The organism is Paenibacillus sp. sg306046, from assembly GCF_059821225.1.
In genome coordinates, this window is sequence record NZ_JCAMRT010000004.1 from 84,331 (window position 1) to 99,621 (window position 15,291).

The following is a 15,291-nucleotide window of genomic DNA, read 5'->3' on the forward strand; positions in this document are numbered from 1 at the left end:
TTGTTTGGGGTGATAATCATGTTTATCCATTGGAAAGAATTGTCAAACAAAGGCATGCTGCAGCTGGAGGGTCAAGAAGACCTGAGCGGCATCCTGCCTACGGATGGAAGTCTGACCGGCTACGGCCCGCTTCGCGTAAAGCTTGAAGCGCGCGATGTAGAAGGGATGGCTGTCGTCTACGGCAACCTTGACATTGACGTGGAGCTTTCCTGTTCGCGCTGTCTGGCGGGAATTCAGGAGCATGTGGAAATTCCTTTTCATGAAACGTTCGCGAAGGGCGAAGCGCTTGCGGCCGAAGACTCCGACGATGAGGACGAGGAAGAAGACGACGTTCTTTACGTGACGGGAGACCGCATTGAGCTTGCGCCGTTTTTGGCCGAGAGCGTGATGTTCTCGCTTCCGTACATTCCACTGTGCAAAGCAGATTGCAAAGGCTTGTGCCCGTCGTGCGGCGTCGACCGCAACGAGCGGGACTGCGGCTGCAAAACGGACAAGATCGACCCGCGTCTCGCTGGTCTGGCCGATTTGTTCAAGCAGGAATAAGACGGGGCGCCGTACGCATGCATGAATTCGTTGAAGGAGGTGGGAAATATGGCAGTACCTCAAAGAAGAACGTCCAAAACACGCCGTGACAAGCGTCGGACTCACTTTAAGTTGGAAGTACCGGGTATGGTGAAATGCAGCCATTGCGGCGAATTGAAATTGGCTCACCGCGTGTGCAAATCTTGCGGCACGTACAAAAACAGAGAGATCATCAACCAGTAATTGCATACAGCATGGAAGAGATAGTGCTCGCCTGACGGCTTGAGTGCTATTTTTTTTGCCTGCGCTCCGCTTCCCTTTTCCTCCGGAATCCAGTATACTTTTCGTTATGACTTGGTCATAAGATATAGTGTAAGTTCATAGATTGACGAATGTGGATTCATTTATGCGAATGGACGAACAGACAGCCAGAGGCTTGAATTGAAAAGGTGGTGCTCGCGATCGAACGCCTTCCCAAACGTCAGCGCCAGCAGCAGCTGGCCAAAGCAATTGAAGACAATCCGTTTATTACGGATGAGGAGCTGACCCGGCATTTCCGGGTCAGTATACAGACCATACGTCTGGACCGGCTGGAGCTGGGCATCCCGGAGCTGCGCGAGCGGATGAAGCTGATGGCCGAGCAGTCCTATGATCAGGTTCGCTCGCTTGCGCTTCACGAGGTGATCGGGGATGTCATTGATCTGCAGCTGGACAAAAGCGGTATCTCCATGTTTGAAATCCGGGAGGAGCATGTATTTTCCCGCACGAAAATTGCCCGCGGCCATCATATTTTCGCCCAAGCGAATTCGCTGGCGGTCGCGCTGATCAATGACGCGGTTGCGCTGACGGCGGCGGCGGACATCCGGTTTGTCCGGTCGGTCCGGCTGGCGGAGAAATGCATCGCGAAGGCGTACGTCCGCTCCATTTCCAAAGGCAAGGCGAAGGTGGAGGTTTTTACGTACGTTGGCGACGAGATGGTGTTTCAGGGCAATTTTATCATTTATCATGCGAGCAAAGACCGCTCCGAAGGAGGGGACCTGCATGCGGATCGCGATTGACGCGATGGGGGGAGACCACGCGCCGCAGGCCACCGTGGAAGGTGCGCTGCTTGCTGCAGCCGAGTGGCCTGACACGACGGTTGTGCTCGTGGGGGACAGCGCCCGGATTGAACCGCTGCTGCAAGGCAAGAAGCCGTCGAATGTGGAGGTGGTCCACACGTCGGAAGTGATCGAGGCGGAGGACGAGCCGGTCAAGGCCGTCCGCCGCAAAAAAGACGCGTCTATGGTGGTCGCCGGACGGCTGGTGAAGGAACGCGCCGTTGACGCGATGATTTCGGCAGGCAACACAGGTGCGCTGATGACGACCGGCTTGCTGATCGTCGGCCGGATGAAGGGCATCGAACGTCCTGCGCTGGCTCCGATGCTGCCGTCGATGGACGGCTCCGGCGTGCTTGCGCTTGATTTGGGCGCCAATATGGACGCCACGCCCGAGCAGCTCGTCCAGTATGCGATTATGGGCAGCACGTACCGGGCGAAGGTGCATGGCATTCCCGAGCCGAAGGTCGGCTTGCTGAATGTCGGCACCGAAGCGATGAAGGGCAATGAGCTGACGAAAGCCGCGTACCCGCTGCTGGAGCAGGCTCCGATCCGCTTCGTCGGCAACGTGGAATCGCGCGATGTGCTCAAAAAGCCGTGCGATGTTATTGTCTGCGACGGCTTCGCGGGTAATATTATGCTCAAGTCGCTGGAGGGAGCGGCGTCGGTTATCTTCTCCGCGCTGAAGACGGAGTTTACCCGCACCTGGTATACGAAGCTGGCCGCTGCCGTCGTGAAGAAGGGGCTGGGCCAGTTCCGCAAGAAAATGGATTACAACGAGCATGGCGCCGCGCCGCTTCTCGGGGTGGACGGGCTGGTGCTCAAGAGCCACGGCTCGTCCAGCGCATGGGCTGTCAAAAATGCCGTGCGGCAAGCGCGCGTCGCCGTGCAAAGCGATTTGATCGGCAGCATTCGCGCAGAAATCAGCAATGGAAACGAGAGGTCCTGACTATGAACTTACTGCCTGTAGGCATTATCGGCACCGGTAAATACGTGCCTGAGCGGGTGCTCACGAATCAAGAACTGGAAGGCATGGTCGAGACCAATGACGAATGGATCGTGACCCGGACCGGGATTCGCGAACGGCGTCTGGCGGCGGCCGAGCAAGCGACGTCCGATCTTGCTTATGAAGCTTCGCTGCGCGCGCTGGAGGCGGCCGGCGTCAGCCCGGAGGAGCTCGATTTGATCATCGTAGCCACCATCACGCCGGATATGGCGTTCCCGTCTGTGTCGTGTATTTTGCAGCATAAGCTGGGCGCGAAAAAAGCGGCGGCCTTTGATTTGTCCGCAGCCTGCTCCGGCTTTATTTACGGCATGGCGACAGGCTCGAACTTTATCGCAACGGGCGTGTACAAGCATGTGCTGGTTGTCGGCGCGGAATGCTTGTCGCGAATTACGGATTATACCGATCGCAATACCTGCATCCTGTTCGGAGATGGCGCTGGCGCGGTTGTGTTAGGCCAGGTGGAAGAGGGCCGCGGCTTCAAGTCGTTTGAGCTGGGCGCCGACGGATCGGGCGGTCCGCTGCTGCAGGTGGCGGCCGGGGGCTCGCGTTGTCCGGCAACGCCGGAATCGCTTTCGGGCAAAGGCCATTACATTTACATGGCGGGCTCGGAAGTGTTCAAATTTGCGGTCCGGATCATGGGCAACGCGGCGGAGGAAGCGCTGCGCAAGGCCGGCATGGAGAAAGGCGAAATCGATCTGCTTGTGCCGCATCAGGCCAACATCCGGATCATTCAGTCCTCGCTGCAGCGGCTGGATTTGTCGGCCGATAAATGCATGATTAACTTGGATAAATACGGAAATATGTCTGCCGCATCCATTCCCGTGGCGCTGGCCGAGGCCGTTGAGCAAGGGCGCGTCCAGGCAGGCGACAAGGTGGTTCTCGTCGGCTTCGGCGGCGGCTTGACGTGGGGCGCTTCGGCGCTCGTCTGGTAAACGCGGCAAGGGCCGCAGAAAACACAGCACGGGCAGTTACAGCTTGCAGGAGGTTGACAGGGAAGATGGGGAAATTGGCATTTGTATTTCCGGGACAAGGCGCTCAGGCCGTCGGCATGGGCCGCGAGCTGGTAGAAGCGGACCCGGCGGCCAAGCGCCGTTATGACGAGGCGGACGAAGCGCTTGGCTTTGCGCTCAGCCGCATTATTTTGGAGGGGCCGGAGGAGGAGCTGAAGGCGACCGCGAACACGCAGCCTGCGCTGCTGACGACGAGCATCGCTTATTTGGAGCGGTTTCAGGCGAAGCACGGCTTGCAGCCGGATTATGTCGCCGGGCACAGCCTGGGCGAATACAGCGCGCTGGTAGCGGCTGGCGTGCTCAGCTTTGCCGACGCGGTCCGGACGGTCCGGGCGCGGGGCGAATTTATGGAAGCGGCGGTGCCGAGCGGTCAAGGCGCGATGGCGGCGGTGCTTGGGGCGGACCGCGAGCCTTTGCGGGCGCTGTGCGCGGCGATCAGCGCGGGCGGCCATCCGGTCGAGCTGGCTAACCTGAACTGTCCGGGGCAAATTGTCGTCTCCGGCAGCGTGGAGGGTGTGCAGGCGATCGTCCGGCAGGGCAAGGAGGCCGCCGGCGCGAAACGAGTCATCCCGCTGGAGGTTAGCGGACCGTTTCACTCCTCGCTGATGCGCCCTGCTTCCGAGCGGCTGGCGGCCGTGCTGCAGGAGGTCGCGATGAGCCGCGCCGGCGTGCCGGTTGTGGCGAATGTGAGCGCTCGGCCTGTGCAGGAGCCGGAGGACATCCGCAGCCAGCTCGTGGAGCAGGTACACGCGTCCGTGCTGTGGGAGGATAGCGTCGCGTGGCTGATCGCTGAAGGCGTCGATACGTTTATCGAGTTCGGCAGCGGCGCCGTACTGGCCGGTCTGATTAAGAAAATCGACCGCGGCGTCAAGGTGTATTCCATCAACAGTCTGGAGGCGCTGGAGCAGTTCCAGCTCCCGAGCGCGTAAGCCGTCTTACCGAAACGAACGAAAACTAGCGGGCTCAGCCCGCTGAAGGAGGACTATAAACACGATGCTTACGGGGAAAGTAGCGCTTGTGACGGGCGCGTCGCGCGGCATCGGCCGGGCGATTGCGGTTGCGCTGGCCGAGGCGGGAGCCGACGTCGTTGTGAACTATGCAGGCAGCGAGGCCGCCGCGGCGGAAACGGTCAGTCTCGTTGAGGCGGAAGGACGCCGTTCCTTCAAGGTGCAGGCCAATGTTGGCTCGGTGCAGGAAGTCGAGGATATGTTCAAGCAGGTGCTGGAAGCGTTTGGCCGTATTGACATTTTGGTCAACAATGCAGGCATTACCCGCGATAACCTGATTATGCGGATGAAGGAAGACGAGTTTGACCAGGTGATCGAGACCAATCTCAAGGGTGTGTTCAACTGCGTGAAGGCGGCCACCCGTCCGATGATGAAGCAGCGCTCGGGGCGGATCATCAACATCTCGTCGGTCGTCGGAGCGCTCGGCAATCCGGGGCAGGTCAACTACGTGGCGGCGAAGGCCGGCGTCATCGGCATGACCAAGGCAGCGGCCAAGGAGCTGGCTTCGCGCGGCATTACGGTCAATTGCGTTGCGCCGGGCTTTATCGAGACGGATATGACCGACAAGCTGTCGGAGGAATTGCGCGACGGGCTGCTCAAGCAAATTCCGCTGGCGCGGCTCGGACAGCCCGGCGATATTGCCAAGGCGGTACGGTTCCTTGCAAGCGAGGACGCCGCCTACATGACCGGCCAGACGATTCATATCGACGGCGGGATGTATATGTAGCGGGCGCGCCGGGCAAATTAGCGGGGGTCTCTTGGGCGCAAGGCCCCGCATGGAAGCAGTCTGAGAGCGTGTCCGGAGCTTGTTCGGAACCCGCCCTGAGCGCTGCGGACAACTTTTTTTTCGCCCGGCAACCTTGCTCTGGCATTTTGTCTATAAGTTCAGTATAATACCCTAGAGGAGGTGAACCGGATGTCCGACGTTGTAGATCGCGTAAAGCGGATCGTAGTAGACCGTCTTGGCGTCGATGAGGCGGAAGTGACCCTGGAAGCATCGTTTAAAGATGATTTGGGAGCCGATTCTCTCGATGTTGTCGAATTGGTTATGGAACTTGAAGATGAGTTTGATATGGAAATCTCTGATGAAGACGCAGAGAAAATCGCTACTGTAGGTCAAGTAGTTGAGTACATAAAAAAATCTCATACGTAAGCCGTATAAGTCCCGTTATGCTGTTATGTGACGGGACTTATCTCCATGTCCGGTCAAGTTGAGCAGTATATTCTGGCGGAAGCAGCGGGCGGCGCCCAGCGCCGAGACAAGGCTGCGCAAGCCGTAACGTATAGAGGTGGGTATCAAGTGAAGCAAAGAGTTGTAATTACCGGTCTTGGCGTGATGTCCGCCATCGGCCAAGAAGTGGAAACGTTCTGGTCGAATTTGCTTGCAGGCAAGTCAGGCGTCAGTCTGATTGAATCCTTTGACGTTAGCGAGTACCCGACGCGGATTGCCGCTGAGGTGAAGGACTTCGTCATCGAAAATTTTGTGGACAAGAAGGAAGCGCGCCGGATGGACCGGTTCGTCCAGTTCGCCGTCGCAGCTACGCTTAACGCGCTCAAGGATGCGAACCTGGATATCCGGGAGCAAACGGACCCCGAACGTGTCGGCGTCTATGTCGGCTCCGGCATCGGCGGACTGTCAACCTGGGAGGAGCAGCACAAGATTTTGCTGGAGAAAGGCCCCAAGCGCGTCAGTCCGTTTTTCATCCCGATGATGATCGCCAATATGGGCGCCGGCCAGATTTCGATGATTACCGGAGCGAAGGGGCCAAACAGCACGGCGGTCACGGCGTGCGCGACCGGGACGCATTCGATCGGCGACGCTTACAAAACGATTTTGCGCGGCGACGCGGATGTGATGATCTGCGGCGGCGCGGAGGCCACGATCAGCCCGACGGGCGTAGCCGGCTTTTGCGCGCTGCGTGCGATGTCTACGCGCAACGACGAGCCGGAGCAGGCGAGCCGGCCGTTTGATACGGATCGCGACGGCTTTGTGATGGGCGAAGGCGCAGGCATTTTGATCATCGAGTCGCTGGAGCACGCGCAGCAGCGCGGAGCCCGCATTTACGGCGAAATTATCGGCTACGGCATGAGCGGCGACGCGCATCATATGACAGACCCGGACCCGGACGGCGCAGCGCGCTGTATGGTGAAGGCGGTCAAGGATGCCGGTATTCCGTTCGAGGCGATTGATTATATCAATGCGCATGGCACCTCGACCCCAGTCGGCGACCGCTCCGAGACGACGGCGATCAAGAAGGCGTTCGGCGAGCATGCGTACAAGCTGGCAGTCAGCTCGACGAAGTCGATGACCGGCCATTTGCTCGGCGCCGCCGGCGGCGTGGAGGCGCTGATTTGTGCGCTGGCGCTAAAAAACGGGATCATCCCGCCAACGATCAACCTGGTAAACCAGGACCCGGAATGCGATCTCGATTATGTGCCGAATACGCCGCGTGAAGCGAATTTGAACGTGGCGATGTCGAACTCGTTCGGCTTCGGCGGACATAATGCGACGATTATTTTGAAGAAATACGAGGCTTAGTGCAGGCGGCGAGCCGCCTGCAAGCCCAGACTACCCTACGCAACGGTTCGGGGGAGCGCTGTCTCCCCTGAATGTATGCGTCCAGATGAAGGTGATTGTCATGCATCGCAATCTCAAGCAACTGCAAGCCGACTTGTCGCTGCCGTTCCGTAATCCGGAGCTGCTCAGACAAGCGTTTACCCATTCCTCTTATGTCAATGAGCACCGGATGGGCCATCACAAGGACAACGAGCGGCTGGAATTTCTAGGCGATGCTGTCCTGGAGCTGACGGTGTCCGAGTTTTTGTACAATCAATACCCGGATCGCTCGGAAGGCGAGCTTACCAAGCTGAGAGCCTCCATCGTATGCGAACCGTCGCTTGTCGGTTTTGCCGAGCAGCTCCAATTCGGCTTGTACGTGCTGCTAGGCAAAGGCGAGGAGCTGACCGGCGGCCGGACACGACCGGCGTTGTTGGCTGACGTATTTGAATCGTTTATCGGCGCCTTGTATCTGGATCAGGGGCTGGAGGTCGTCCGGACGTTTCTCGGCAAGCATATGTTCCCGCTGCTGCCGAAGCAGGGACGGCTGCTGACCGCTGACTTCAAGACGCTGCTGCAGGAGCATACGCAGCAGCATAATATGGGGCCGCTGGAGTATAAAATTGTAGATGAGCGCGGCCCGGCGCATGAGCGCGAGTTTATCGCCGAGGTGTACTTGTACGAGCAGCGGCTTGGCCAAGGGGCGGGGCGCTCGAAAAAAGAGGCGGAGCAGCATGCGGCAGCGCGTGCTTTGGAAACGCTCAAGGTACGGACCGCGAAGTCTTAAATCAGGCGCTGACGCGATCTGATTGAGCATGCGCGCGGAGGAAGCAACCGGCATGGACGGATCAAGTGAAGCAAACGCAGCAGGCGGTGGCCATTGGCCGCCGCTTCTTTGTGAACTCGCGGACAGGCGGATATGATACAATAGCGGTAAGAGGTGAGTCAACTTGTTTTTGAAGCGCATAGAGCTGTCGGGTTTCAAGTCGTTCGCCGACCGTACCGAGCTGGAGTTTGTTCAAGGCATTACGGCGGTTGTCGGTCCGAACGGCAGCGGGAAAAGCAACATCTCCGACGGCATCCGCTGGGTGCTGGGGGAGCAGAGCGCACGCAGCTTGCGCGGCGGCAATATGCAGGATGTTATTTTCGCCGGAAGTGACGCGCGAAAGGCAGTCAACTATGGAGAGGTTTCCCTGACGCTGGACAATGCGAGCCAGTCGCTGCCGCTGGAGTACCAGGAGGTTACCGTCACAAGACGGGTGCATCGCAGCGGTGAAAGCGAATATTTGATCAATAAGCAGTCCTGCCGGCTGAAAGATATTACCGAGCTGTTTATGGATACCGGTATCGGGAAGGAAGCTTACTCGATTATCGGGCAAGGCCGGATTGAGGAAATTTTGAGTACGAAATCCGAGGAGCGCCGGGGCATTTTCGAGGAAGCTTCGGGTATCGTGAAATATAAATCCCGCAAGAAGGAAACGGAGAAAAAGCTGCAGGACACCGAGCAAAACCTGCTGCGCATTTACGATCTCGTTTCCGAGCTGGAGGACCAGCTTGATCCGCTGCGTATGCAGGCGGAGAAGGCGATCCGCTTCAAGCAATTGAAGGAAGAGCTGAAGTCCAGCGAAATCGCGATGTACGTGTACCAGATCGAGCAGCTGCATGCGACCTGGCAGGAAACGAACAAGCAGCTGGACCGGCTTCATGCGTCTCAGGAGGAGCTGTCCGAATTTGTCAGCGCTCATGACGCTCAGCTGGAGTCAGACCGGCTGGAGCTGCGCCGCAAGGAGGAAGCGCTCGAAGGGCTGCAGGCCAGGCTGCTGCAGATCAGTGAGGAATTCGAGAAATGCGAAGGCCAAGGCGAGGTGCTGAAGGAACGCAAGCGTAATTACGCGGCCAATCGCGCACAGCTTGAAAGCAGCCAGCATCAGCTGGAGGCGCGCAAGGCGGACAAGCAGAGCGAGCTGGAGGAGGCGCGGGCCAAGCTGAACGTGGTTGCGGAAGGTCTTGCTGTCGTGCAAGATCAGCTGCAGGCGGAGGAAGACCGGCTGCTTGGCGTGACGGGCGGCATCAGCAGCGCCGAGGAGGACAACCTCAAGGGCGAGCTGCTGGAGGTGCTGAATCAGACTGCCAATGCGCGCAACGAAGCCCGGTATGCGGAGCAGCAATTGGAAGCGCTGGGCCGCAGGCTGGATCGGCTGAGCGACGAAAACCGCAAGTGGCGCGACCAGCAGGAAAGCATTGCGGCCCGCAAGGCGGCGCTGGAGAAACGGCTTGAGAAGGCGGTTATCGGTATCCAGGAGGCGCGTGATCGCTACACGGAGCTGAGCCAGGGCGTCCGCGACAAGCAGACGTTGTCTGAGGAGGCGCAGGCGGCTGTCCGCAAATGGGAACAAAAGCTGGATGCGCTTGTTTCCCGGCGGGATACGATGCATGAAATGGCGAATGACTACGACGGCTTCATGCATGGCGTCAAGGAGGTGCTGAAGGCGAAGGATCGCGCCGATTTGCGCGGCATTCACGGCGCGGTGGCCGAGCTGGTCAAGGTGCCCGCGCATGTGGAAACGGCGGTGGAAACGGCGCTTGGCGGCGCGCTGCAGCATGTCGTCGTCCAGAGCGAGTCGCACGGGCGCGAAGCGATCGGCTTCCTCAAGCGCCGTCAGCTCGGCCGTGCGACGTTTCTGCCGCTGGATGTCATCCGCGCGCGTTCGATTCCCGAAAGCGAGCAGCGGGGCATCGAAAGCATGGACGGGTTCGTCGGCATCGCCGTCGATCTGGTACAGTTTGACGACCGTTATCGGCAAATTATCGGCAGTCTGCTCGGTAATGTCGTCATCGCCGAGTCGCTGGAGGTGGCGAATAAAATCGCCGCCCGCATCCAGTACCGCTACCGCGTCGTCACGCTGGAGGGCGATGTCGTCAATCCGGGCGGCTCGATGACCGGGGGCAGCCAGCAGCGGAAAACGACGAGCCTGCTCAGCCGTCAACGGCAGATCGAGGAGATGGAGAAGGAAATCGCCGTCTCGCAGCAGCAGCTCGCCGCATGCCGGACGCAGGCGGACACGATGCGCCGCGAGATTGGCGACGCGGGCAGGCAGCTTGACGAGCTGCGTGAGCTGGGCGAAGCCCGGCGCATCGAGGAGCAGCAAATTCGCGCCTCGCTGGAGCCGCTGGCGCATGAATCGCGCCAGGTCGCGGAGCAGCTCGCGCTGTACGGCGCGGACGATGAGTCGATGAGCGCCGAGCGCGGCGACCTGCAGCGTCGCCGAACTGCTGCGCTGGCCGCGCTGGAGCGGCTGGCGGGCGAGGAAGCGGCCTTGCAGCAGGCGATCCGCGAAGCCGAGCTGCGCCGCAAGGCGAGCGAGTCCGCCAAGGAGGAGCTGCAGTCGCAGCTGACCGACCTGAAGGTGCAGGTCGCCTCGCAATCGCAGGTGAAGCAGTCGCTGCAGGAGATGGAGCGGCGGCTGGTCGGCGAGCTGGCGGCGAGCCGGCGGGAGCTGGAAAGCAGCCGGGGCGCGCTGCGCCAGCTGGAATACGATATGGAGCATCATGATCAGGAGACGATCCGCCAGCTGGAGCAGCTGAATGAGCTGAAGGCGAAAAAGCAGCAGGCGGCTGAAGAGCTGGATGTGAAGCGTGCGGAGCGCGCGGCTTGGCAGGCCAAGCTGGAGGCGGAGGAAAATAAAACCCGCGACCAGCGCAACCAGCTGCGCAGCCTGGAGGAGCAGCTAAGGCAAACCGAGGTGAAGGTGAACCGGCTCGATGTCGAGCTGGAAAACCTGCTGCGGAAGCTGCTGGAGGATTATGAGCTGACCTACGAGCGGGCGAAGGACCGTTATCCGGTGCCGGACGACGTGCTGGGCACGCAAAATCTGGTCCGTGATCTGAAGCGGGAAATTTCGATTCTCGGCGATGTCAACGTAGGTGCGATCGAGGAATACCAGCGGGTCAATGAGCGTTTTCAGTTTTTGTCAGAGCAGAAAAACGATCTTGTTGAGGCGAAGTCGGCGCTGTATGGGGTGATCCGCGATATGGACGAGGAGATGTCGAAACGGTTCCGCACGACGTTTGACGCGATCCGTTCGCACTTCGCCGTCGTATTCGGCAAGCTGTTCGGCGGCGGCCGGGCGGATCTCATTTTGTCGGAGCCGGACAGCCTGCTGGACACGGGAATTGAGATCGTCGCGCAGCCACCGGGCAAAAAGCTGCAAAATTTGCAGCTGCTGTCGGGCGGCGAGCGGGCGTTGACGGCGATTGCGCTGCTGTTTTCAATTCTTCGCGTCAAGCCGGTGCCGTTTTGCGTGCTGGATGAGGTCGAGGCGGCGCTGGATGAGGCGAATGTGACGCGGTTTGCCGAATATTTGCGTGAATTCGCCGGGGAGACGCAATTTATCGTGGTGACGCATCGTAAAGGCACGATGGAGGAAGCCGATGTGCTGTACGGCGTAACGATGGAGGAAGGCGGCGTCTCCAAGTTGGTGTCGGTCCGTCTGGCTGAGGATGAGGCTGTGATGGAAGCAGGATAGCGGAATGGAAGGTCAAGTGAATTTCAAGCAGAAAGCGGAGGATACCGAGTGAGTTTTTTCAAACGGCTGAAGGAAAGTATCGCTTCTAAAGCGGAAGCGGTGACGAGCAAGTTCAAGGAAGGGCTTGCGAAAACAAGAGACGTGTTTATCGAACGCGTAGACGATTTATTTTCCCGGCGGAAAAAAATTGATGAGGAATTTTACGAGGAGCTTGAAGAAATTTTGATCGGGGCCGATGTTGGCGTTAACACCGTACTCAAGCTGATCGAGGAGCTGCGGGCCGAGGTGCGCAAGCGCAAAATCGAAAGCCCGAGCGAGCTGCAGCCGATTTTATCGGAGAAAATTATTGCGCTGCTCAAGGGCGACGAACAGACGGGTCTGCATATGGCGGATAGCGGCTTGACGGTCATTTTGTTCGTCGGCGTGAACGGCGTCGGCAAGACGACGACGATCGGCAAGCTGGCGCACCAGCTCAAGTCGGAGGGAAAAAAGGTGCTGATGGCGGCAGGCGATACGTTCCGAGCCGGTGCCATTGAGCAGCTGGAGGAATGGGGACGCCGCGTCGGGGTTGACGTGATCAAGCAGCAGGCCGGCTCCGATCCGGCGGCCGTCATGTTTGACGCCCTGCAGGCGGCCAAGGCGCGCGGAGCCGATGTGCTGCTGTGCGACACGGCCGGCCGGCTGCAGAACAAGGTCAATCTGATGGAGGAGCTGAACAAAATTTTCCGCGTCATTCGCCGGGAAGTGCCGGAGGCTCCGCATGAGGTGCTGCTGGTGCTTGACGCGACAACCGGTCAAAATGCGCTGATGCAGGCGAAGCTGTTCGACGAGAAGTCCGGCTTGACCGGGCTGGTGCTGACCAAGCTCGACGGCACGGCCAAGGGCGGCATCGTTGTTGCGATCCGTCAGGAGCTGAAGCTGCCGGTCAAATTTGTCGGGCTGGGCGAGAAGATGGACGACCTGCAGAAGTTTGACTCGGACCAATTCGTGCATGCGCTGTTCAACAAATGGGTCGCGGATGCCGACAGGCAGGAGCAGGACTGAGCGCAGGCTAGCAGGCTAGGAGTAACCGGGGATCGCGCGAGTGAGGGGTGGAGGAGCCGCGGCTGGCGGGGCTGATAACCGATGGACTGTTGACAAGGAGAAATACTTGACAACGGGTCTGTCTTTCAGTATGATAGGTCATGTTGCTTAGGTGTCAAGGGAATAACCTTAACAAAGGGGGCCACGCGATTGGCTGAAGAGAGCGTCCTCCACAAAACGACCCGGATTAACCTGCTGTTTGACTTCTACGAGCGGCTGTTGACGGAGAAGCAGCAAGTATTTATGAAGCATTACTTTCATGACGATTATTCGCTGGGTGAAATTGCAGCGGAATTTCATATTAGCCGCCAGGCGGTGTACGAGCATATCAAGCGGGCCGAGGCGGTGCTTGAGGAATACGAAGCCAAGCTCAGGCTGTTTGAGAAGCATGAACAGCGGCAGCGGCTGCTGCTCGACCTGAGCGAGCTGGCCTCCCGGCTGCCGGACGGGCAACGCGAAGCGCTGCTCAAGCTGTCGGACGGGCTGCAGGCTATTGAATAAAAACATTCCCTTGAAGGTGGTGACGACGGATGGCATTCGAAGGATTATCGAGCCGGCTTCAGAGCGTGTTCAGCAAGCTGAGAGGCAAAGGGAAGCTGACGGAAGACGATGTGAATGAGGCGCTTCGCGAGGTGCGTCTGGCCTTGCTCGAAGCGGATGTTAACTTCAAGGTCGTCAAGGAATTTGTAGCAAAGGTCAAGGAACGCGCGATCGGCCAGGAAGTGCTGCAAAGCTTTACGCCAGGCATGATCGTGGTCGATATTGTAAATAAAGAGCTGACCGCGTTGATGGGCGGCACGAACAGCAAGCTGGCAAAAGCGAACAAGCCGCCGACGGTCATTATGATGGCCGGCTTGCAGGGCGCAGGTAAAACGACGACGACCGGAAAGCTGGCGAAGATGCTGCAGCAGCAAAATCATCGTCCGCTGCTGGCTGCCGCCGATATTTACCGGCCGGCTGCGATCAAGCAGCTGCAGGTGCTTGGCGAGCAGCTCAAAATTCCGGTATTTTCCTTGGGCGACAAGGTCAGCCCGGTCGAAATTGCCAAGCAGGCGCTGCAGCAGGCGAAGGATCAGCATCATGATTACTTGATCATTGACACGGCGGGCCGCTTACATATTGACGAAAACCTGATGGAAGAGCTGAAGCAGATCGTTGCGGCAGTTTCACCGGATGAAATTTTGCTCGTCGTAGATGCGATGACCGGTCAGGATGCGGTAAATGTTGCGGAAAGCTTCCACAAGCAGCTGGAGCTGACGGGCGTCGTGCTGACGAAGCTCGACGGCGATACGCGCGGCGGCGCTGCGTTGTCGGTCAAGGCCGTTACCGGCTGCCCGATCAAGTTTGCGGCGATGGGCGAGAAGATGGATGCGCTGGAGCCGTTCCATCCGGAGCGGATGGCATCGCGGATTCTCGGCATGGGCGACATGCTGACGCTGATTGAGAAGGCGCAGGCCGGGATTGATGCCGATAAGGCGAAGGAAATGGAACGCAAGCTGCGCCAGGCGGAGTTCACGTTCGATGACTTCCTTGATCAGATGGAGCAGGTGAAGAAGCTTGGGCCGTTGGACCAGATTCTCGATATGCTGCCCGGCGCAGGCAAGATCAAGGGCATGAAGGATGTCAAGGTAGACGACAAGCAAATGTCGCGTGTGGCGGCGATTGTGAAGTCGATGACTAAGGAAGAGCGGCAAAATCCCGATCTGCTGACGCCAAGCCGCCGCAAGCGTCTGGCTGCCGGCAGCGGCAACTCGGTGCAGGACGTGAACCGTTTCATCAAGCAGTTCGACGATATGCGCAAGATGATGAAGCAATTTTCCGGCATGATGGGGCCGAAGGGTTCCAAACAGATGAAGCAGCTCAAAAAGATGGGCCGCGGCATGAAGTTTCCATTCTAGATCAGGCTAGGCAATTAGGCTGTTTATCTTACTAGGGAGGTGAATTTTTAACATGGCAACTCGCATTCGTCTTAAGCGTATGGGCGCTCACAAAGCTCCTTTCTACCGCGTTGTGGTTTCGGACTCCCGTTCCCCGCGTGATGGCCGCTTCATCGAAGAAATCGGTACTTACAATCCGGTTGCGCAACCAGCCATTGTAGCGATTGATGAAGAGAAAGCTCTGAAATGGCTGCAAACTGGCGCGCAAGCTTCCGATACGGTTCGCAGTCTGTTCAGCAAAGCTGGCATTCTGAAGAAATTCCACGAATCCAAACTGCAGAAGTAAGCTGTGAGATTGAGGAGGGTCCAACTCAGGTGAAAGATCTTGTATCTGTAATTGCCAGGGCGCTCGTTGATCATCCAGAAGAAGTACGCGTGAAGATTGTGGAGGATGACCGCAGCCTGACGTTCGAGCTGTCCGTTCACCCGTCCGACGTGGGCAAGGTGATCGGCAAGCAGGGACGGATTGCCAAAGCGCTTCGCACGGTCGTCACGTCGGCTGCAGTGAAAGAATCGAAACGGGTTTCGGTTGAGATCGTATCATAATGG

Annotated in this window: 16 protein-coding genes; all 16 read left to right on the plus strand. The window is 58.6% G+C overall.

What is annotated here, in order from left to right; genetic code table 11:
* Positions 1-18 precede the first annotated feature (18 nt).
* Entirely contained in the window at positions 19-543 is a 525-nt protein-coding gene (locus AC6ROY_RS05260; RefSeq protein WP_500099011.1) for a YceD family protein, read from the plus strand.
* A gap of 48 nt (positions 544-591) precedes the next feature.
* Positions 592-765 (plus strand): 50S ribosomal protein L32, encoded by a 174-nt coding sequence (rpmF, locus tag AC6ROY_RS05265; protein WP_341419134.1) that lies wholly within the window; start codon positions 592-594, stop codon positions 763-765.
* Between the two features lie 206 nt (positions 766-971).
* On the plus strand, positions 972-1,580 hold the full coding sequence (gene fapR, locus AC6ROY_RS05270; RefSeq protein ID WP_500099013.1) for a transcription factor FapR: 609 nt from the start codon (positions 972-974) through the stop codon (positions 1,578-1,580).
* A complete protein-coding gene (plsX, locus tag AC6ROY_RS05275; RefSeq protein ID WP_500099014.1) occupies positions 1,564-2,565 on the plus strand; it encodes a phosphate acyltransferase PlsX in 1,002 nt (333 codons plus the stop codon). The genes fapR and plsX overlap by 17 nt, the downstream gene beginning before the upstream one ends.
* A 2-nt stretch (positions 2,566-2,567) precedes the next feature.
* Positions 2,568-3,554 (plus strand): beta-ketoacyl-ACP synthase III, encoded by a 987-nt coding sequence (locus AC6ROY_RS05280; RefSeq protein ID WP_500099016.1) that lies wholly within the window; start codon positions 2,568-2,570, stop codon positions 3,552-3,554.
* A gap of 65 nt (positions 3,555-3,619) precedes the next feature.
* Positions 3,620-4,561 carry an ACP S-malonyltransferase gene (gene fabD / locus AC6ROY_RS05285; protein WP_500099017.1) on the plus strand — a complete coding sequence of 314 codons (942 nt, stop codon included), beginning with the start codon at positions 3,620-3,622 and terminating at the stop codon, positions 4,559-4,561.
* Positions 4,562-4,625: 64 nt separating this feature from the next.
* Positions 4,626-5,366, plus strand: coding sequence for a 3-oxoacyl-[acyl-carrier-protein] reductase (gene fabG, locus AC6ROY_RS05290; RefSeq protein WP_500099018.1), 741 nt, complete (start codon positions 4,626-4,628; stop codon positions 5,364-5,366).
* 189 nt (positions 5,367-5,555) lie between these two features.
* Positions 5,556-5,792: an acyl carrier protein gene (locus AC6ROY_RS05295; RefSeq protein ID WP_500099020.1), complete on the plus strand. Its 237-nt coding sequence runs from the start codon at positions 5,556-5,558 to the stop codon at positions 5,790-5,792.
* A 147-nt stretch (positions 5,793-5,939) separates the two neighbouring features.
* Positions 5,940-7,178 (plus strand): beta-ketoacyl-ACP synthase II, encoded by a 1,239-nt coding sequence (fabF, locus tag AC6ROY_RS05300; protein WP_500099274.1) that lies wholly within the window; start codon positions 5,940-5,942, stop codon positions 7,176-7,178.
* Between the two features lie 100 nt (positions 7,179-7,278).
* Positions 7,279-7,983: a ribonuclease III gene (gene rnc / locus AC6ROY_RS05305; RefSeq protein WP_500099021.1), complete on the plus strand. Its 705-nt coding sequence runs from the start codon at positions 7,279-7,281 to the stop codon at positions 7,981-7,983.
* Between the two features lie 163 nt (positions 7,984-8,146).
* Positions 8,147-11,722, plus strand: a complete 3,576-nt coding sequence (gene smc / locus AC6ROY_RS05310) for a chromosome segregation protein SMC (protein ID WP_500099023.1) — start codon at positions 8,147-8,149, stop codon at positions 11,720-11,722.
* Between the two features lie 48 nt (positions 11,723-11,770).
* A complete protein-coding gene (ftsY, locus tag AC6ROY_RS05315) occupies positions 11,771-12,766 on the plus strand; it encodes a signal recognition particle-docking protein FtsY (RefSeq protein ID WP_500099024.1) in 996 nt (331 codons plus the stop codon).
* 189 nt (positions 12,767-12,955) lie between these two features.
* On the plus strand, positions 12,956-13,306 hold the full coding sequence (locus AC6ROY_RS05320; RefSeq protein WP_500099025.1) for a putative DNA-binding protein: 351 nt from the start codon (positions 12,956-12,958) through the stop codon (positions 13,304-13,306).
* Positions 13,307-13,335: 29 nt separating this feature from the next.
* Entirely contained in the window at positions 13,336-14,703 is a 1,368-nt protein-coding gene (ffh, locus tag AC6ROY_RS05325; protein WP_500099026.1) for a signal recognition particle protein, read from the plus strand.
* Between the two features lie 52 nt (positions 14,704-14,755).
* A complete protein-coding gene (rpsP, locus tag AC6ROY_RS05330; RefSeq protein WP_500099027.1) occupies positions 14,756-15,028 on the plus strand; it encodes a 30S ribosomal protein S16 in 273 nt (90 codons plus the stop codon).
* Between the two features lie 29 nt (positions 15,029-15,057).
* Entirely contained in the window at positions 15,058-15,288 is a 231-nt protein-coding gene (locus AC6ROY_RS05335; protein ID WP_500099029.1) for a KH domain-containing protein, read from the plus strand.
* Positions 15,289-15,291: the final 3 nt, after the last annotated feature.